The organism is Amycolatopsis endophytica (assembly GCF_013410405.1).
Taxonomy (GTDB): Bacteria; Actinomycetota; Actinomycetes; order Mycobacteriales; family Pseudonocardiaceae; genus Amycolatopsis_E; species Amycolatopsis_E endophytica.
Map to the genome: position 1 here is coordinate 470,514 of NZ_JACCFK010000001.1, position 17,260 is coordinate 487,773.

At 68.9% G+C, this 17,260-nt stretch carries 19 protein-coding genes; 3 read left to right on the forward strand and 16 right to left on the reverse strand.

What is annotated here, in order from left to right:
- Positions 1 to 25 precede the first annotated feature (25 nt).
- From ehuA to HNR02_RS02335, 5 genes are all read right to left on the reverse strand, one after another.
- Complete coding sequence (ehuA, locus tag HNR02_RS02315; RefSeq protein WP_179775659.1) at positions 26 to 790, reverse strand: ectoine/hydroxyectoine ABC transporter ATP-binding protein EhuA; 765 nt, start codon at positions 788 to 790, stop codon at positions 26 to 28.
- Position 791: 1 nt separating this feature from the next.
- Positions 792 to 1,448, reverse strand: a complete 657-nt coding sequence (ehuD, locus tag HNR02_RS02320) for an ectoine/hydroxyectoine ABC transporter permease subunit EhuD (RefSeq protein WP_179775660.1) — start codon at positions 1,446 to 1,448, stop codon at positions 792 to 794.
- Positions 1,448 to 2,155, reverse strand: coding sequence for an ectoine/hydroxyectoine ABC transporter permease subunit EhuC (gene ehuC / locus HNR02_RS02325; RefSeq protein WP_179771577.1), 708 nt, complete (start codon positions 2,153 to 2,155; stop codon positions 1,448 to 1,450). The genes ehuD and ehuC overlap by 1 nt, the downstream gene beginning before the upstream one ends.
- A gap of 22 nt (positions 2,156 to 2,177) precedes the next feature.
- Complete coding sequence (gene ehuB / locus HNR02_RS02330; protein WP_179771578.1) at positions 2,178 to 3,071, reverse strand: ectoine/hydroxyectoine ABC transporter substrate-binding protein EhuB; 894 nt, start codon at positions 3,069 to 3,071, stop codon at positions 2,178 to 2,180.
- A gap of 141 nt (positions 3,072 to 3,212) precedes the next feature.
- Positions 3,213 to 5,234, reverse strand: coding sequence for an ethylmalonyl-CoA mutase (locus HNR02_RS02335; protein WP_179771579.1), 2,022 nt, complete (start codon positions 5,232 to 5,234; stop codon positions 3,213 to 3,215).
- 115 nt (positions 5,235 to 5,349) lie between these two features.
- On the opposite strand from HNR02_RS02335, the gene HNR02_RS02340 reads away from it, so the two are divergent.
- On the forward strand, positions 5,350 to 5,979 hold the full coding sequence (locus tag HNR02_RS02340) for a LysE family translocator (protein ID WP_179771580.1): 630 nt from the start codon (positions 5,350 to 5,352) through the stop codon (positions 5,977 to 5,979).
- 1 nt (position 5,980) lies between these two features.
- On the opposite strand, the gene HNR02_RS02345 is transcribed toward HNR02_RS02340, so the two are convergent.
- The 3 genes from HNR02_RS02345 to murA all read right to left on the reverse strand — a co-directional run bounded on the left by HNR02_RS02345 (position 5,981) and on the right by murA (position 8,319).
- Positions 5,981 to 6,550, reverse strand: coding sequence for a Uma2 family endonuclease (locus HNR02_RS02345; protein WP_179771581.1), 570 nt, complete (start codon positions 6,548 to 6,550; stop codon positions 5,981 to 5,983).
- An 89-nt stretch (positions 6,551 to 6,639) separates the two neighbouring features.
- Positions 6,640 to 7,005, reverse strand: coding sequence for a Uma2 family endonuclease (locus tag HNR02_RS02350; protein WP_312860880.1), 366 nt, complete (start codon positions 7,003 to 7,005; stop codon positions 6,640 to 6,642).
- Between the two features lie 39 nt (positions 7,006 to 7,044).
- Positions 7,045 to 8,319: a UDP-N-acetylglucosamine 1-carboxyvinyltransferase gene (gene murA / locus HNR02_RS02355; protein WP_179771582.1), complete on the reverse strand. Its 1,275-nt coding sequence runs from the start codon at positions 8,317 to 8,319 to the stop codon at positions 7,045 to 7,047.
- A gap of 153 nt (positions 8,320 to 8,472) precedes the next feature.
- Here murA and HNR02_RS02360 point away from each other — a divergent pair, with 153 nt between their 5' ends.
- The gene (locus tag HNR02_RS02360; RefSeq protein ID WP_179771583.1) at positions 8,473 to 9,978 is read left to right on the forward strand and encodes a M16 family metallopeptidase; all 1,506 of its coding nucleotides are present in this window, start codon (positions 8,473 to 8,475) and stop codon (positions 9,976 to 9,978) included.
- Positions 9,979 to 9,988: 10 nt separating this feature from the next.
- The gene (locus HNR02_RS02365; protein ID WP_179771584.1) at positions 9,989 to 10,564 is read left to right on the forward strand and encodes a cob(I)yrinic acid a,c-diamide adenosyltransferase; all 576 of its coding nucleotides are present in this window, start codon (positions 9,989 to 9,991) and stop codon (positions 10,562 to 10,564) included.
- Between the two features lie 64 nt (positions 10,565 to 10,628).
- On the opposite strand, the gene HNR02_RS02370 is transcribed toward HNR02_RS02365, so the two are convergent.
- The 8 genes from HNR02_RS02370 to HNR02_RS02405 all read right to left on the reverse strand — a co-directional run bounded on the left by HNR02_RS02370 (position 10,629) and on the right by HNR02_RS02405 (position 17,255).
- Positions 10,629 to 11,081 (reverse strand): type II toxin-antitoxin system VapC family toxin, encoded by a 453-nt coding sequence (locus tag HNR02_RS02370; RefSeq protein ID WP_179771585.1) that lies wholly within the window; start codon positions 11,079 to 11,081, stop codon positions 10,629 to 10,631.
- Positions 11,068 to 11,334 (reverse strand): DUF2191 domain-containing protein, encoded by a 267-nt coding sequence (locus HNR02_RS02375; protein WP_179771586.1) that lies wholly within the window; start codon positions 11,332 to 11,334, stop codon positions 11,068 to 11,070. The genes HNR02_RS02370 and HNR02_RS02375 overlap by 14 nt, the downstream gene beginning before the upstream one ends.
- 76 nt (positions 11,335 to 11,410) lie before the next feature.
- The gene (locus HNR02_RS02380) at positions 11,411 to 11,845 is read right to left on the reverse strand and encodes a DUF2550 domain-containing protein (RefSeq protein WP_179771587.1); all 435 of its coding nucleotides are present in this window, start codon (positions 11,843 to 11,845) and stop codon (positions 11,411 to 11,413) included.
- A gap of 24 nt (positions 11,846 to 11,869) precedes the next feature.
- Complete coding sequence (locus tag HNR02_RS02385; protein ID WP_179771588.1) at positions 11,870 to 12,235, reverse strand: F0F1 ATP synthase subunit epsilon; 366 nt, start codon at positions 12,233 to 12,235, stop codon at positions 11,870 to 11,872.
- A gap of 115 nt (positions 12,236 to 12,350) precedes the next feature.
- Positions 12,351 to 13,775 carry a F0F1 ATP synthase subunit beta gene (atpD, locus tag HNR02_RS02390; RefSeq protein WP_179771589.1) on the reverse strand — a complete coding sequence of 475 codons (1,425 nt, stop codon included), beginning with the start codon at positions 13,773 to 13,775 and terminating at the stop codon, positions 12,351 to 12,353.
- Positions 13,776 to 14,732, reverse strand: coding sequence for a F0F1 ATP synthase subunit gamma (locus tag HNR02_RS02395; RefSeq protein ID WP_179775662.1), 957 nt, complete (start codon positions 14,730 to 14,732; stop codon positions 13,776 to 13,778).
- An 8-nt stretch (positions 14,733 to 14,740) separates the two neighbouring features.
- Positions 14,741 to 16,384, reverse strand: coding sequence for a F0F1 ATP synthase subunit alpha (atpA, locus tag HNR02_RS02400; RefSeq protein ID WP_179771590.1), 1,644 nt, complete (start codon positions 16,382 to 16,384; stop codon positions 14,741 to 14,743).
- 52 nt (positions 16,385 to 16,436) lie between these two features.
- Positions 16,437 to 17,255 carry a F0F1 ATP synthase subunit delta gene (locus HNR02_RS02405; protein ID WP_179775663.1) on the reverse strand — a complete coding sequence of 273 codons (819 nt, stop codon included), beginning with the start codon at positions 17,253 to 17,255 and terminating at the stop codon, positions 16,437 to 16,439.
- Positions 17,256 to 17,260 lie beyond the last annotated feature (5 nt).

Genomic DNA, 17,260 nt, shown 5'->3' on the forward strand with positions numbered 1-17,260 from the left:
TGGGGCAGTGCCGCTCGCCGGCGCCTCAGCCCCGGTCCAGTACCGCCTGCAGGAACTCCCGTGTCCGTTGGTGGTCCGGGTCGGTGAAGAGCTTCTCCGGCGCCGCGTCCTCGATGATCTGACCCTGGTCGAACATCAGGACGCGATCGGAGACGTCCCTGGCGAACTGCATTTCGTGTGTGACGCAGAGGAACGTGATGTCCGTGGTGGCGGCGATCTCCTTGAGCACCTTCAAGACGCCGGCCACCAGTTCCGGGTCCAGTGCGGAGGTGACCTCGTCCAGGAGCAGCACCTCGGGCCGCATCGCGAGTGCGCGGGCGATCGCGACCCGTTGCTGCTGCCCGCCGGAGAGCTGGGACGGGTGGGCGTCCGCCTTCTCGCCCAGCCCGACCATGTCCAGCAGCTCACGGCCCCGCTCTTCGGCCTCGGCGCGGGGCAGGCCCAGCGCGCGGATCGGGGCCTCGGTGATGTTCTGCAGCACCTTCATGTTCGGGAACAGGTTGAACTGCTGGAACACCATGCCGATCCGCTTGCGCATGCGCCGCTGGTGCTTCTCGTTCGCGGGCGCCATCTTCCCGCCACGGTCCACATGCGACAGGCATTCGCCGTCCACGTAGATCCGGCCCGCGTTCACCTGCTCCAGCGTCATCAGCAGCCGCAGGATCGTCGTCTTGCCCGAACCGCTCGGGCCGATCAGCGTGACGAACTCGCCCGGCTTGACGCTGAAGTCCAGCTCCCGCAACACGACGTGGTCGCCGAACTTCTTGACGACCCCCTCGAACCTGATCATCTCAGAGCTGTCCGACACGGCGTTCCAACCTTCGTACCAGGATCGACGACGGGAAACTGATCAGCAGGAACAGGATGCCCGCCAGGGTGTAGGGCTCAAGCACCTGGAACGTCTCCGCACCCTGTTCCTTGGCCTGGTTCAGCACCTCGAAGATGCCGATGCTGATCAGCAACGGAGTTTCTTTGAACATCGAGATCATGTAGTTGCCCAGCGCGGGCGTCACCCGGGGCACCGCCTGCGGCAGGATGATGCCCGTCCACACCCGCGAACGCGGTATGCTCAGCGCCGTCGCGGCCTCCCACTGTCCCTTCGGGATCGCCTCGATACCCGCTCGGTACACCTCGGCGGTATAGGTTCCGTAATGGATCCCGAGGGCGATCACGCCGGTCAGGAACGCCGATGGCCGGATATCCAGCGCCGGCCACAGCAGGTAGAAGATGACGAACACCTGGATGAGCAGGGGCGTGCTGCGCACCAACTCGATGAACAGGTACATCAACTGGCTCACGACCGGAATCCGCGCCCGCCGCACCAAGGCGAACACCAAGCCCAGCACGTAGGCCAGCAACGAGCCGAGCACCGTCAGCTCGACGGTGACGAGCAGACCCTCCAGCAGCAGCGGGACGGAATCCCAGAAGTACTCCCAGCTCCACTCCATCAGGCGTTCGCCCCCGCCCGCGCCCACGCGCTCTGCCGCTTCGGCACCTCACGCCCGAGCCGCCTGGCCAGCACACGTTCCAGCAACCGCATGCCGAACGTGATCACCAGCGCGATCAGCAGGTAACACACCAGCTCGACGCCGTAGATCAGCACCAGCTGGCTGCCGTACACCGGTCGCAGCAGCTCGCCCTTTTCGGTGATCTCCCCGGCCGAGATGAAGTACAGCAACGCGGTGCTCTTCATCAACTGGATGAAGAGGTTGTTGAACGACGGCAGCATTTCCACCACCGCCTGCGGCAGGATCACGCGGAACATGCGCTGCGCGGGGCTGAACGACAGCGCCAGCGCACCTTCCCGTTGCGCACGCGGCACGGACTGCACCGCGCCACGCACGATCTCCGCGCCGTAGGCGCCGTGGTTCAGGCCCAGCACGATGATGCCGGCGAACAGCGGGACCAGCTTGAACCCCACCAGCGCGGGCAGGACGAAGAAGATCCAGAACAGCTGGACCACTTCGGACGTCCCGCGGAAGCCTTCGACGTAGATCCGGCTGATGAACCGCACCGTCCGGGACCGCGACAGCATCGCGAGCCCGGCGATGAAGGACAGCGCGATGGTCAGCGCGATACCGCCGACCGTCGCGTACACCGTGGTTCCGAGTCCACTGAGGATGGTCGAGATGATGTTGGATGTCGAGTCGGACACGACGCGCCCCCGGAACCTGTCGTCAGGCCGCGCAGAGCTTGTCGGTCGTCAGGTCGGCCTTCGGCAGGTTGCTCTGGTCGAACCCGAACGGAGACGCGATCCGCAGCCACTCCCCGTTGTCGTGCAACGTCTTCAACTGCTGGTTGAAGGCGTCCCGCAGGGACGTGTCGTCCTTGCGGAACACGAATCCGCCCGCGGTCTCCACCAGCTGGCCGTTCTCCATCGGCTGGAAGCCGGGGGTCACCTCGACACCGGAGTTCGGGTTCTGCTTCACCAGCCACTTCAACGAGATGTCGGTCAGCGCGGCGCAGTACACGCGCCCGGCCGTCACCGACCGCAGCAGGTTGTCCTGCGTGTCCAGCGTCTCGATCTGGTCCTCGGCGACACCGGCGGAGGTGGCGAAACCCTTCTCCACGGCGGCGGAGAGCACGGCGACCTTGACCTTCTTGGCGGCGACGTCGGCGAGCGTGTTGATGCCCTGCGGGTTCCCCGCGGGCACCAGCAACGCGGTCAGCGCCGAGTAGTCGGGGTCGGAGAACAGCGCGGCGTTGCAGCGGGCGGAGGTGATGTTCATGCCCGCGGCCACCACATCGAACTGCTTGGCGTTGAGGGCCGGGATGAGCTGGTCGAACGGGACCACGCTCGCCTGCACCGTGTCGATCCCCAGACCCTTGAACACCGCGCGAGCCACCTCGGGCGCCTCACCGGTGGTGGTGCCGGACGCGTCCGCGAACCCGTACGGAGACTCGTTGGCGATGCCGATCTTGATCGTCTTGGCACTGCGCGCCGCTTCGAGGGTGTCCCCGCTTTCCGTGCTCTGGCAGGCTGCCAGCAAGGCTGGTCCCGCCACCGCCGCGGCGCCCACGACCGCCGACGTCCGGAAGAAGTCCCGTCGCGTCCATTGTCCGTGCGTCATCTTCGCACCCCTTGTTCGGTTCAGGTGGTTAACCGAACGTAGGCGGTTCACCCGAAGATGCGACGAGATCACCACTCGCTGTTATGGGAAAGAGATCGACCTTCTGTGTGGACAGTGAATACGGAAAGTGACAGAACTGGCTCAGTCCTGCGACAACTCGTGACGCTCCCGCACCACCGAGACGATCTCGTCCATGATTTCCGTGAGTTCGTAGTCCTTCGGGGTGAACACGCGAGCGATGCCGCGTTCGGTGAGTAACCGGGCGTCGTCGGGCGGAATGATGCCGCCGACGATCACCGGGATGTCACCGGCTCCCGCCGCTCGCAGCCCGTCGACCACCTGCGGCACGACCTCCAGGTGTGAACCGGAAAGCACCGACAGACCGACGACGTGCACGCCCTCCTGCACCGCGGCCGCGACGATCTGTTCCGGTGTCAGCCGGATGCCCTGGTAGACGACCTCGAACCCGACGTCCCGCGCGCGGACCGCGACCTGTTCGGCGCCGTTGGAATGCCCGTCCAGCCCCGGTTTGCCGACCAGGATGCGCAACCGTTCGCCCAGTTCCTCACCGGTGGACCGCACGCGGTCGCGCACGCGGGACAACTCGCGGGCGTCGCCGGACATGGCTGCCGCGGACACGCCCGTCGGCGCCCGGTACTCGCCGAACGCCTCGCGCAGCGCGCCCGCCCACTCGCCGGTGGTCACGCCCGCGGTCACGCAAGCCAGTGTCGCCTCGAACAAGTTCTCCGACGTCTTCGCCGCCTCACGCAGCCGCGCCAGCGACTCGTCGACGGCTTTCTGGTCGCGACGGGACCGCCATTCTTCGAGCGCGCTGATCGCCTGCTTCTCCACCGCCGGGTCGACGGTTTCGATCGCCTTGGCGCCCTCGGCCTGCAACGGGCTGGGCTCGGTGGTGTCGAACTTGTTGACCCCGACGATGACCCGTCCGCCGGACTCCATGTCGCGCCGGTAGTCGGCCAGCGACGCAACCAGCTGCGACTTCATGTAACCGCTTTCCACCGCGGCCACGGCACCGCCGAAGTCCTGCACCTGCTCGATCTCCGCGCGCGCACCGGTCACAATCTCGTCCACTTTGGACTCGATGACGTGCGATCCGGCGAAGATGTCCTCGTATTCCAGCAGGTCCGTCTCGTAGGCGAGCACCTGCTGCATGCGCAGCGCCCACTGCTGGTCCCACGGCCGCGGCAGGCCCAGTGCCTCGTTCCAGGCAGGCAGCTGGATCGCGCGCGCACGGGCGTCGCGCGAGAGGGCCACGCCGAGCATCTCCAGCACGATCCGCTGGGCGTTGTTCTCCGGCTGCGCCTCGGTCAGCCCCAGCGAGTTGACCTGCACGCCGTAACGCAGGCGACGCGCCTTCGGGTCCTCGACGCCGTAGCGTTCCCGCGTGATCTCGTCCCAGAGACGACCGAACGCCCGCATCTTGCACATTTCTTCGACGAACCGCACACCGGCGTTGACGAAGAACGAGATCCGGCCGACGACCTTCGCCATGTCCGCGGGCTCGACCTGACCGGAGTCCCGGACCGCGTCGAGCACCGCGATGGCGGTGGACAACGCGTAGGCGACCTCCTGCGTCGGCGTCGCGCCCGCCTCCTGCAGGTGATAGCTGCAGATGTTGATCGGGTTCCACTTCGGGATGTGGTGCACCGTCCACGCGATCACATCCGTGATCAGCCGCAGACTCGGCGCGGGCGGGAAGATGTAGGTCCCGCGGGAGAGGTACTCCTTGATGATGTCGTTCTGGGTGGTGCCGGTGAGCTTGGCGAGCACCTCGTCGCGGTCGCGGCCCTCGGCGTCGGCCTGCTCCCGCGCGACGGTGACGTAGAGCGCGAGCAGCCACATGGCCGGCGCGTTGATCGTCATCGAGGTGTTGGCCTCGGCCAGCGGGATGCCGTCGAAGAGGCGGCGCATGTCGCCGATGTGCGAGACGGGCACGCCGACCTTGCCGACCTCACCCTTGGACAGCGGGTGGTCCGGGTCGTAGCCGGTCTGGGTGGGCAGATCGAAGGCGACCGAAAGGCCGGTCTGGCCCTTGGCGAGGTTTCGGCGGTACAGCTCGTTGGACGCCGCGGCCGACGAATGCCCCGCGTACGTGCGCATCACCCAGGGCCGGTCCCGTTCGCGATCCGTGGGGTAGGGCATCGGTGCACCTCCTGATGACGACATGCCGAGCGTACTCGGCGGTAACTTGTTGTGCAGCACCACAAGGACGCACGTCACTGGGCGCCTGACTCATTCTGGGCCGCGAGTTAGCCTCGTGGGTGTGACGTGGAGCCTGTACGTGAGCTATCTGGTCTTTGCCCTGCTGATCGCGGTGGTGCCGGGGCCGGACACGATGGTGGTGCTCAAGAACGCCCTGTCCGGTGGGGCGCGCGGGGGGCTGTTCACCTGCTCCGGCATCGCGCTGGGCAACCTCGTGCAGGCCACCGCGGTCGGTCTCGGGCTGGGGACCGTGATCGTGCAGGTGCGGCCGCTGTTCGAGACCGTGCGCTGGGCGGGTGTCGCCTACCTGTGCTGGCTGGGGTTCCAGGCACTGCGCGGCGCGCGACGCGGCGACTACGAGGCGCTCGACGCACTGGACCGGCACCGGGCGGGCGACTTCCGCCGGTTCCGCGAAGGGTTCCTGTCCAACATCACCAACCCGAAGGTGATCGCCTTCTACCTGTCCGTCCTGCCCCAGTTCCTCGACCCGGCGACCACCGGTGTCGGCGAGGCCCTGCTGCTGGCCTACACCGTGCTGGTGGTGGGCACGGTGTGGCAGCTGACGCTGCTGTTCCTGATCCGCTGGGCGAAGACCTGGCTCAACCGCCGCCGCGTGCGCCGCACGATGGACGCCGTGACCGGCACGGCGCTGGTCGGCTTCGGGATCGGGCTGGCGGTGGAGTGAGTCAGAGCAGCTCGGCGAGGTCGATACCGGCTGCGAACGGCTCGGCGACGGTCACCTTGCCGGTGTTCACTCCGTCAGTCGCGTAGAGGCCGGTGGTGGGGTCGAGGCGGTAGCGGAACAGCGAGATGGCGCCACGGTCCAAGCCCTCCACCCGCCAGAAGTGCGGGATCCGGGCATGTGCGTACTCGGCAGGCTTGTCGGTCTGGTCCGCGGTGATCGACCCCGGCGACATCACCTCGACGACCAGGACGCAGTGCTCCGGCCGCAGCACGGCGTCCTCGTCCAGAGATGCGTCGTAGACGACGAGGTCCGGCCTGCGGTTGAGGAGCGGCACATCCCGCAGCCGAAGGTCGACGTCGGTCGCGACCTCCCATTCCTCCGGCGCGGCGTCCTCGAGCGCGTTGGCGAGGCGACGAGCGAAGATCTGGTGCGCCCTACGCGGGGCCGGGTTCACTACAATGGCTCCGTCGACGATTTCCAGACTGCGGCACACTTCTTCCGGAAGGGCTTCGTAGTCCGCCGCCGTCAAGCCGTCGGGCGGGAGCACCATCCACTCGGGCAACGCGGTCATCCGACCCCCAACCGTGAGAGTTCCTGCTTGCAGGTTACGTGACCTCGGGGAACGCCGGGAAGTAAGGACGCGCTCTGCCGCGGCGCGGATCAGAGCAGTTCGGCAAGGTCGAACGTCACCTCGATCGGCTCGCTGATCGTCACCTTGCCCGTGTCCGCCCCCGCCGACCGGTAGGCGCGCGCCTCCGGGTCCAGGCGGTAGCGGAACAACTGGATCAGCCGTGGGTCGTCGTTGACGTTCTCGATGCGCCAGAAGTGCGGGATGCGCGCGTCCGCGTACTCGCCGGGTTTGTCGATCCGGTCCGCGGTCATCGAGCCGGGTGACATCACCTCGACCACCAGCAGGCAGTGCTCCAAACGGAGCACGGCGTCCCCGTCCAGCGCCGCGTCGTAGACCACCGGGTCCGGCCTCCGGTTGAACAGCGGCACGTCCGGGCGGCACACCTCGGCCAGCACGAACGACAGGTTCCTTGACCTCGGTGAACCCGGGAAAGCTCAGCAGCGCTCCGCCGCGCCCACGACCCGTTCCACCCGCGCGCCCAGCCGGTTCAGGTTCTCGACGAAGTACGGGTACCCGCGGTCGATGTGGAAGACGTCCCAGATCTCGGTGACGCCGTCGGCGCACAGGCCGGCCAGCACCAGGCCCGCGCCGGCCCGGATGTCGGACGCCCAGACCGGCGCGCTGGACAGCCTGCCGACCCCGCGGACGACCGCGTGGTGGCCGTCGGTACGGGCGTCGGCGCCCAGGCGGACCATCTCCTCGATGAACCGGAACCGCGCCTCGTACACGTTCTCCGTGATCATCGAGGTGCCCTCGGACACCGCGGACAGCGCGACGGCGAATGGCTGCAGGTCGGTGGCGAACCCCGGGTAGGGCAGCGTCACGAAGTCGACGGCCTTCGGCTGGTCGTTCTGCACGACCCGGAAACCGCTCTCGTCGAACGTGGTCACCTCGGCGCCCGCGGTGCGCAGCTTCTCCAGCACCAGGTCCAGGTGGTGCGGGTTGACGCCCTTGACGGTCAGGTCGCCCCGCGTCATCGCCGCCGCGAAGGCCCAGGTCGCACCCACGATCCGGTCACCGATGACGCGGTGCTCGGTCGGGTGCAGCTCGGGCACGCCGTGCACGGTCAGCGTCGACGTGCCCGCGCCCTCGATCTGGGCGCCCATCTGGTTCAGCATCACGCAGATGTCGACGATCTCCGGCTCGCGCGCGGCGTTGTCGATCACCGTCGTGCCGTGCGCCAGCACCGCGGCCATCAGGATGTTCTCGGTCGCGCCGACGCTCGGGAAGTCCAGCCAGATCTGCGCGCCCTTGAGCTCGTCGGCCTTGGCGACGACGCAGCCGTGCTCGATCGTGCTCGTCGCGCCCAGCGCGCGCAGCCCGTTCTGGTGCATGTCCAGCGGCCGCGACCCGATCGCGTCACCGCCCGGCAGCGCGACGACGGCCCGCTTGAGCCGCCCGACCAGCGGCCCGAGCACGCAGACCGACGCGCGCAGCTTGCCCATCGCGGGCGAGTCGGCGCGGTGGGACAGCTCGGACGGGGTGGTGATCTTCGCGGTGTCGCCGTCCAGCACGACCTCGCACCCGACACTGCGCAGCACGTCCGCCATCAGCGGGACGTCGAGGATCTGCGGGCAGTTGGTGATGGTGGTGGTGCCCTCGGCGAGCAGGGCGGCGGCCATCAGCTTCAGGACACTGTTCTTGGCGCCGACGACCTCGACCTCGCCCACCAGCCGCGCACCACCGTGCACGTCGAAGTGCTCGCTCATGAGCGCCATCATGCCTGCCGGTTCAGGCACCCGAACGGAGGGGCGGGACATAACAGAGGGCGACGGAGTTCGCACTATCGTGTGAAACACTGTGCGCTCTCGCGGCGATTACGCGCCCGTGTGTCCCACTCGACTGGGGGAACCTTGAGCGAAATGTTGACTCCACCGGCGTCTCCCTCGCTGCCCGAGGTGCACCGGACGGAGATCGACGGCGTCCCGGTGTTCTGGACCGACCAGCCCGGCAGGCTGACCGCGAGCCTGCTGTTCGGCGTGGGACTCGCCCGCGAGACGTTCCTGGAGACCGGGATCACGCACCTCGTCGAACACCTCGCGATGCGGGGCGTGCGCACCAGCCGGTACGAGAACAACGCCACCACCGAGGTTCTCCACACGAGCTTCGACGTCACCAGCACCCCGGAGGCCGTCGCCGAGCACCTGCGCCGCGTGTGCGACTCGCTGGCCCACCTGGACACCGGGCCGCTCAAGCTGGAACGCGGCGTGCTGCTGGCCGAGGAACGCGGCAGCCAGGGCCCTGGCGTGACCGCGTGGCTGCCCTCCGCGCTCTGGTTCGGCAACCGCGCGTTCGGCCTGACCGGCAACGTCCAACTCGCCGCCGTCAACGCCGGCCCGGCCCAGGTGCACGCGTGGGGCGCGCGCTGGTTCCACCGCCGCAACGCCGCCCTCGTGCTGTCCGGCCCGCCCCCGGCCGGGCTGCGGCTGCCCCTGCCGGACGGCCCGCCCCGGCAGCCGGTGGCCGCCGAGCCGTTCGATCTGCCCACCCCGGCGCACGCGGTCATCCCCAACGGCGTGGTCGGCTGCGCGCTGGTGGAATGGACCGCGGAGATGGCGTGCGCGGCAGGCGTCCTCATCCACCGGCTCACCGACCGGCTGCGGCATCTGGAAGGTCTGGTCTACGACGTCGCCTTCGACCACCAGATCGTCGATGCGCGACGGGCCGTCCTCGGATTCGGCACCGACGTGCCGGACAAGCACGCCGGACGGGTCGTCGAGGCGATCCGGGCGGAGCTGGCCGAGCTGGGCCGTGGCGGGCCGACCCGTGAGGAGCTGGCAGCCGACCGCGCCGGGCTCGCCGAGGAGGTCGCGGAGCGGGAGTTCGCGCAGTACCGGGCGTTCGACGCGGCGATGAGCGAGCTGACCGGCTGGCCGTCGGCCGCCGCGCACCAGCGGCGGGTGCTGGCCGGGCTCGATCCGGCGGTGGTCGCCGCGGCCGCACGCGACCTGGCCGGGCGGCTGGTGCTGTGCGCCCCGGAGCGGCATGTGCCCCGTGACCTGCCGGAACTGCCCGGCAGCCCGCTGCCCGCGCCGCCGGGGCGTGAGGTCAAGCGCGCGCTGGTCGGGTCGACGTCGCCGCGGGCGCACCGGCTCGTCGTCGGCGACGACGGCTTGTCCACCTACTTCGGTCAGAACGGCTCCCCCGCCGCGGTCGTCCGGTTCGACGACCTCGCCGGCGTCGGCATCGAGCACACCGACGGCCGGCTGCCGATCCTGCACCTGTTCGGCGGGCACGGCGGGGCGATCACCGTCCGGCCCGGCGACTGGCGCGGCGGGCGGACGCTGGTGCGGGATCTGCGGGCGCGCGTCGATCCGGCGGTGTGTTTCGAAACGCCGGAGTCGATGCGGATGTTCGAACAGTCGTAGAGTTCGGGGCATGCCCGTACGGATCAACCGCGTGTACACCAGGGTCGGCGACAACGGCACGACCGCGCTCGGGGACGGCTCACGGGTGCCGAAGACCGACCCGCGGCTGGCCGCCTACGCCGACGTCGACGAGACGAACTCGGTGGTCGGGCTGGCCGTCGCGATGGGCGGGCTGACCGAGGAGATCGCGGTGGTGCTGCGCCGCGTCCAGAACGATTTGTTCGACGTGGGCGCCGACCTGTGCGCTCCGGTGGTGCCCGACCCCGAATTCCCTCCGTTGCGCATCACCGAGCCCTACATCGAACGGCTCGAAGGCTGGTGCGACGAGTTCAACGAGCGCCTGCCGAAGCTGACGTCGTTCATCCTGCCCGGCGGCACGCCCGGCGCCGCGTTCCTGCACCAGGCCCGCACGGTGAGCCGCCGCGCCGAACGAGCAGGCTGGGCACTGGTCGAGGCGGACCCGGACCGCACGAACGCGCTGGCGGTCAAGTACCTCAACCGGCTCTCCGATCTGCTCTTCATCCTGGCCCGGCTGGCCAACCCGGACGGCGACGTGCTGTGGCAGCCCGGCGGCGCGGAGGCCTGAGAGCTGGGAACGGGGGAGGTCCGGGTAGGTCGGTCCCCTGCCCGCGTTGCCGGGCGGCGGTTCCTCATTCCGACCCGGTATCCACCTGCTCGGCGAGTGGCCGAGCCCAGCGCAGCCCGGGGAACTTCGCGAAGTCGAGGTCGTCGCTGACCCACGTCGCGCCCAGTTCGATGGCCAATGCGGCGTGGTAGGCGTCCGGGACGAGGTTCGCCCGTGCACCCACGGAGCGGCACAGACCGGCGAAGATGTCCCAGTGCCGCGGCCCCGGGCGAGCCGCGATCGCAGCCGGGGCCTGACGGACCGCCTCGCAGAACCCGAAAGCCTTCTCGGGCGAACTCGGCTCCCGGAAGACTCGGTGGTTGGTCACCAGCCGGACGACCCCGGACAGCACCAGCTCACTGATCGCGACCGGCTCGGCACCCACGAGGCGCGACTCCAGCCAGGCACGGAACTCATCGTGCCGGGGAAGATCGGCCCGGAACGCCTGGACCAGCACGTTGACGTCAACGAGCAGCATCGGCCCAGGCGTGCTCGTCCTCCAGCAGGGCAGCGACCGCGTCCTTGTCCGCCAGGTCCACCCCGGGGCGCAGTCCGCCCGAGCCGTCCGTGGGCAACGCGAACTCCGGCGCCGCCCGCTGCGCCTTCTCGTGCTCGGCCAGCAGCACCCGCAACGCGTCCTCGACCACCGAGCCCAGCGACCTGCCGGTGCGGGCCGCGAGACCTTTCGCGTCACGCAGCAGCGCGTCTTCGATATTGACCGTGGTCCTCATCCAAGCATCATAGCATCAGGAGCACGCATCAAGATGCGCCGACGAAAAGGCGCACCTCGGAAGGCGCGCCCCAGGGTCAGGAAGCGCGTGGCACCTGGCGCCCGGGCGGGGCGGACTCCAGCCACGACAGGAAGCCGGTCAGGGCGTCCGGGCCCATCGCGATCTCGATGGGCTCCCGTTCGGCGGACTCGCAACGCAGAACCGTCGCGTCCGAGGGCACCGCGTAAGCCTCGGTGCCGATCGGATCGCGACGGTCGGCGATCATCAGCGTCTCGCGTTCGAAAACCCGGTCGGCGCGGTTGCGCAGGCTCCACACCCGGTACCAGGCGAACACCTCACCCTCGTATCTGCCCATGCCGAGATGCCATCCCGCACGGGCATTGTCCGGATCCCACCGCAGCGCGACGCTCACGCCACCGTTGCGGCGCATCCGGACCCACCGCAGGCCGTACCAGACCGCGATGACGGCAAGACCGAGCAGGACGACCAGGACAACGAGGGCGATTTCCACGGCCGGCTCCCGCTCGACGCCGAATCAGACCGACTGACCGGCCGCGCGCAGCTGGGCCGCGGCCCTGGCACGCTCGGCCTCGTCGTCACCGCCGAGCGCGGACCGGGCGGCCTCGACGTCGATCTCGTCGGCCAGCTCGGCCGTCTCGGCCAGGATGCTGATCCGCTCGGCGGTCACGGACAGGAAGCCGCCATGGACGGCCGCGCGGACGGTCTCACCGTCCGTGGTCGTCACCTTGACGACGCCACCCTCGACGAGCTGGCCGAGTACCGGTTCGTGACCCGGCATCAGGCCGATCTCACCCTCGGTGGTCTGGGCGACCACGAACGTCGCCTGACCGGACCAGAGACGGCGTTCCACGGCGACAAGCTCGACGGTCATCTCAGCCACGTGGTTCTCCTTCGTTCCCGCGCCGGTGAGCGCAGTCTAATAGGTTCGCGACCGGTTACGACAACGGCGGGGTGGAAGTCCACAAAGGACACCCAACCCCGCCGTGGTCCCGACATCACTTGCCGGTGAGTTCCTTGTACTTCTTCTCGAGGTCCTCGAGGCCACCGATGCCCAGGAACGCCTGCTCCGGGTAGTGGTCGAACTCGCCCTTCGAGATCTTGTCGAACGCCTCGACGGTCTCCGACCGCGGCACGGTCGAACCCGGCTGACCGGTGAAGGTCTCCGCGACCAGCATGTTCTGCGACAGGAACCGCTCGATCCGGCGCGCCCGCTGCACGGTCAGCTTGTCCTCTTCGGACAGCTCGTCCATACCGAGGATCGCGATGATGTCCTGCAGCTCCTTGTACTTCTGCAGGATCCGGATGACCTCGGAAGCGACACGGTAGTGGTCGTCACCGACGATCGCCGGGTCGAGGATCGTCGACGTCGACGCCAGCGGGTCGACCGCCGGGAAGATGCCCTTCTGGAACACCGACCGGGAGAGCTCGGTGGTGGCGTCCAGGTGGGCGAACGTCGTCGCCGGGGCCGGGTCGGTGTAGTCGTCCGCGGGCACGTAGATCGCCTGCATCGAGGTGATCGACCGGCCCTTGGTCGAGGTGATCCGCTCCTGCAGCTCACCCATCTCGTCGGCCAGCGTCGGCTGGTAACCCACGGCCGAAGGCATGCGGCCCAGCAGGGTCGACACCTCGGAACCGGCCTGGGTGAACCGGAAGATGTTGTCGATGAACAGCAGCACGTCCTGGTTCTGCACGTCGCGGAAGTACTCCGCCATCGTCAGCGCGGACAGCGCGACCCGCATACGGGTGCCCGGCGGCTCGTCCATCTGGCCGAACACGAGCGCGGTGTCGTTGATGACGCCGTCCTCGCTCATCTCCAGGAACAGGTCGGTGCCCTCACGGGTGCGCTCGCCGACACCGGCGAACACCGAGGTGCCACCGAAGTTCTTGGCGACACGGGTGATCATTTCCTTGATCAGCACCGTCTTGCCGACGCCGGCACCACCGAACAGGCCGATCTTGCCACCCTGCACGTACGGGGTGAGCAGGTCGATGACCTTGAGGCCGGTCTCCAGCATCTGGGTGCGACCCTCGAGCTGGTCGAACGCGGGCGGCTTGCGGTGGATGCTCCAGCGCTCCAGGTCCGAGCCGTAGCCCGGCTGGTCGAGGCAGTCACCGAGGGCGTTGTAGACGTGGCCCTTGACCGCGTCGCCGACCGGCACCGAGATCGGCGCGCCGGTGTCGGTGACCTCGGCACCGCGGACGAGACCGTCCTGCGGGGCCAGCGAAATGGTGCGGACCAGGTTGTCGCCGAGGTGCTGGGCGACCTCGAGCGTCACGGTCTTGCGCAGCTCCGCGAACTCGATCTCGACCTTGAGCGCGTTGTAGAGGTCGGGCACCGCGCCCCGCGGGAACTCGACGTCGACGACGGGACCCGCAACGGAGACGATCCGCCCCTTGGTCCGGGTTTCAGTGGTGGTCATCTACTCATCACTTCCTACAGCGGCGAGCGCATCGGCCCCACCGACGATTTCGCTGATCTCCTGCGTGATCTGGGCCTGCCGGGCCTGGTTGGCCAGCCGGGTGTAGGTCTCCACCAGCTCGCTGGCGTTGTCCGACGCCGACTTCATGGCGGTGCGGCGGGCGGCCAGCTCGGAAGCGGCCGACTCCAGCAGGGCCGAAAAGATCCGCGTGTTGATGTACTTCGGCAGCAGGGCCGACAGCAGGCGGTCGGCGCTGGGCTCGAACTCGTACGCGGGCGTGATCTCGCCGCCCTGCTGGGGCTGCGCCTCCTCGCCCTCGGCCAGGTACTCGACCTCCAGCGGGGCCATCCGCTTGGCGACCGGGGTCTGGGTCAGCATCGAGCGGAACTCGGTGTACACGATGTGCACCTCGTCCACGCCGAGGATCCCGTCCTCGCCGGGACCGTTCGCATCGTCGTCCGCACCGGCGAGGAACGCCTTGGTCAGGGTCTCCCCCGCCGTGGCGGCGTTCTCGTAGTGCGGCTGGTCCGAGAAGCCGGTCCAGCTGTCGACGACGTCGCGGTTGCGGAACCGGTAGTAGTTCAGGCCCTTGCCGCCGATGACGTAGACCTGCGGCTCCTTGCCCTCGGAGCGCAGCAGCGACAGCAGCTCCTCGGTGGCTCGCAGCACGTTGGTGTTGTAACCACCGCACAGGCCCTTGTCACTGGTCACCACCAGAACGGCCGCCCGCTTGGGGTCGGGCCGCTCGACGAGGAACGGGTCGTCGAGGCTCGCGGCCCCGCCCGCCAGTGCGGAGAGCACCTTGGTGATCTCCGTGGCGTACGGGCGCGAAGCCTCGACCCGTGCCTGGGCACGGCCGATCCGCGAGGTGGCGATCAGCTCCATCGCCTTGGTGATCTTGCCGATCGATTTCGTCGCCCGGATCTTTGCCCGGAGCTCGCGAAGTTGCGCCATCAGCTATCCGGTCACTTCGTCGGGGCGGGCTTGTTGACCTTGACGGTCTCCTGCCCGACCTTGTCGGCGTCCATCGCGTCGGCCTCGGCCTCGTTCACGAGCTGCTCACCGGAGGAGGTGGTGAAGCCCTTCTTGAACTCGGCCGCCGCCGCGGCGACGCGCTCGGCCAGCTCGTCGGTCCACTTACCCTTGTCGCGGATCTCGGCGAGGATGTCGTCGTGCTTGTGGCGGATGTTCTCGAGCAGCTCGTGGTTGAAGCGAGCCACGTCCTCCACCGGCACGTCGTCGAAGTGGCCCTTGGTGCCGAGCCACACGGTCAGGACCTGCTGCTCGACCGGGACCGGCGAGTACTGCGGCTGCTTGAGCACCTCGTACAGGCGGGCACCGCGGTCCAGCTGGGCGCGCGAGGTCGGGTCCAGGTCGGAGGCGAAGGCGGCGAACGCCTGCAGCTCCTGGTACTGGGACAGGTCGATCCGCAGCGAACCGGACACCGTCTTCATCGCCTTGATCTGCGCGTCACCACCGACGCGGGAGACCGAGGTGGTGACGTCGACCGCGGGGCGCTGACCCGAGTTGAACAGGTCCGACTGGAAGAAGCACTGGCCGTCGGTGATCGAGATGACGTTCGTCGGGATGTAGGCCGAGATGTCGTTGGCCTTCGTCTCGATGATCGGCAGACCGGTCAGCGAACCGCCGCCCAGCTCGTCGCTCAGCTTCGCGCACCGCTCGAGCAGCCGCGAGTGCAAGTAGAAGACGTCGCCGGGGAACGCCTCGCGGCCCGGCGGGCGGCGCAGCAGCAGCGAGATGGCGCGGTAGGCGTCGGCCTGCTTCGACAGGTCGTCGAACACGATCAGAACGTGCTTGCCCTGGTACATCCAGTGCTGGCCCAGCGCCGAACCGGTGTAGGGCGCCAGCCACTTGAAGCCGGCCGAGTCCGAGGCGGGGGCCGCGACGATCGTCGTGTACTCCAGCGCGCCCGCGTCCTCGAGGGACTTGCGGACACCCGCGATGGTCGAGCCCTTCTGGCCGATCGCCACGTAGATGCAGCGGACCTGCTTCGACGGGTCGCCGCTCGCCCAGTTGGCCTTCTGGTTGATGATCGTGTCGACGCAGACCGCGGTCTTGCCGGTCTTGCGGTCGCCGATGATCAGCTGGCGCTGACCGCGGCCGATCGGGGTCATCGCGTCGATCGCGGTGATACCGGTCTGCAGCGGCTCGGACACCGGCTGCCGCTGGACGACCGAGGCCGCCTGCAGCTCCAGCGCCCGGCGCTCGTCCGAGGAGATGTCACCGAGGCCGTCGATCGGCTTGCCGAGCGGGTCGATGACGCGGCCGAGGAAGCCCTCGCCGACCGGGATCGACAGGATCTGCCCGGTGCGCTTGACCTCCTGGCCTTCCTCGATGTTCTCGTAGTTACCGAGGATGACGACACCGATCTGGCGCGGCTCCAGGTTCTGGGCCACGCCGAGGATGCCGCCGGGGAACTCCAGCAGCTCGTTGGCCATGGTCGAGGGCAGGCCCTCGACGTGGGCAACGCCGTCGCCGGTGTCCACGACGACGCCGACCTCTTCCCGGTTCACTTCCGGTGAGTAACTCGAGACGTAGTTCTCGATCGCGCTACGGATCTCGTCCGAGGAGATCGTCAGCTCCGCCATGTCGTTCCCGCTCTCGCTTCGTTCCTGCAGGTGTGCAAAGTCTTGTGTGGCGTCACGCCAGCTGCCGGCGCAGCGCGGCGATGCGGCCCGCGGTGCTGCCGTCGATGACCTCGTCGCCCACCCGGACGACGAGCCCGCCGCCGAGGCGGGGGTCGACCTCGACGTGCAGACCGATCGGCCGCCCGTAGATCCGGTGCAGCTGCTCGGCCAGCCGCTCCCGCTGCTCCGCGGACAGCTCGCTCGCGCTCGTGACGTACGCGACCGAACGCTCGCGGCGCTGGGCGGCCAGCTGGACCAGCTGGTCCAGGTTGAACCCGACGCTGCGGCCCGCCGACCGGCCGACGACCTGCTCGACCAGCGCGAGGGTGACGTCGTCAACCTTGCTCTGCAGCAGGTCCCGGACCAGGCGGCGCTTCGCTTCGCCGGGCGCTGTCTGGTCGGACAGCGTCTGCTCCAGCTCCGGGTTGCTCACCACGATACGGGCGATCCGGAACAACTGGTCCTCGACCGAGTCCAGCTTCCCGGCCTTCTCCGCGCTGGTCAGCAGGGCGTTGCGGCCGAGCGACTCCAGTCCGTCGACCAGTTCACGCGGACTGGACCACCGGGCCGCGACCACGGCGTCGAGCACGCGCAGGGCCTGCTCGGACACCTTGCCGGACAGCAGCGAGCGGACCAGCCGCGTGCGGGCGTCCGGATCGGACGAGGCGTCGGCGACCGCGCGGCGCAGCCCGATCTCCCTGCCGAGCAGGTCGACCACGGCCAGCAGCTCGTTGCCGAGGGCAGCCGGGTCGGCGCCTGCCCCGCCGGTGACCTCGGACAACCGGGTCTCGGCGGCGGCGAGCGCTTCCCGGCTCGCGGCGTGCAGCGTCAGCGTCT

Excerpts from the sequence above, each read along its gene's own strand:
- HNR02_RS02365 (WP_179771584.1), top strand. The coding sequence starts at position 9,989 with ATGCCCGTACGGATCAACCGCGTGTACACCAGGGTCGGCGACAACGGC.
- HNR02_RS02335 (WP_179771579.1), bottom strand. The coding sequence starts at position 5,234 with ATGCCCTACCCCACGGATCGCGAACGGGACCGGCCCTGGGTGATGCGC.
- HNR02_RS02345 (WP_179771581.1), bottom strand. The coding sequence starts at position 6,550 with ATGACCGCGTTGCCCGAGTGGATGGTGCTCCCGCCCGACGGCTTGACG.
- atpD (WP_179771589.1), bottom strand. The coding sequence starts at position 13,775 with ATGACCACCACTGAAACCCGGACCAAGGGGCGGATCGTCTCCGTTGCG.
- HNR02_RS02360 (WP_179771583.1), top strand. The coding sequence starts at position 8,473 with ATGTTGACTCCACCGGCGTCTCCCTCGCTGCCCGAGGTGCACCGGACG.
- murA (WP_179771582.1), bottom strand. The coding sequence starts at position 8,319 with ATGAGCGAGCACTTCGACGTGCACGGTGGTGCGCGGCTGGTGGGCGAG.
- ehuA (WP_179775659.1), bottom strand. The coding sequence starts at position 790 with ATGATCAGGTTCGAGGGGGTCGTCAAGAAGTTCGGCGACCACGTCGTG.
- HNR02_RS02375 (WP_179771586.1), bottom strand. The coding sequence starts at position 11,334 with ATGAGGACCACGGTCAATATCGAAGACGCGCTGCTGCGTGACGCGAAA.
- ehuB (WP_179771578.1), bottom strand. The coding sequence starts at position 3,071 with ATGACGCACGGACAATGGACGCGACGGGACTTCTTCCGGACGTCGGCG.
- HNR02_RS02370 (WP_179771585.1), bottom strand. The coding sequence starts at position 11,081 with ATGCTGCTCGTTGACGTCAACGTGCTGGTCCAGGCGTTCCGGGCCGAT.
- ehuD (WP_179775660.1), bottom strand. The coding sequence starts at position 1,448 with ATGGAGTGGAGCTGGGAGTACTTCTGGGATTCCGTCCCGCTGCTGCTG.
- atpA (WP_179771590.1), bottom strand. The coding sequence starts at position 16,384 with ATGGCGGAGCTGACGATCTCCTCGGACGAGATCCGTAGCGCGATCGAG.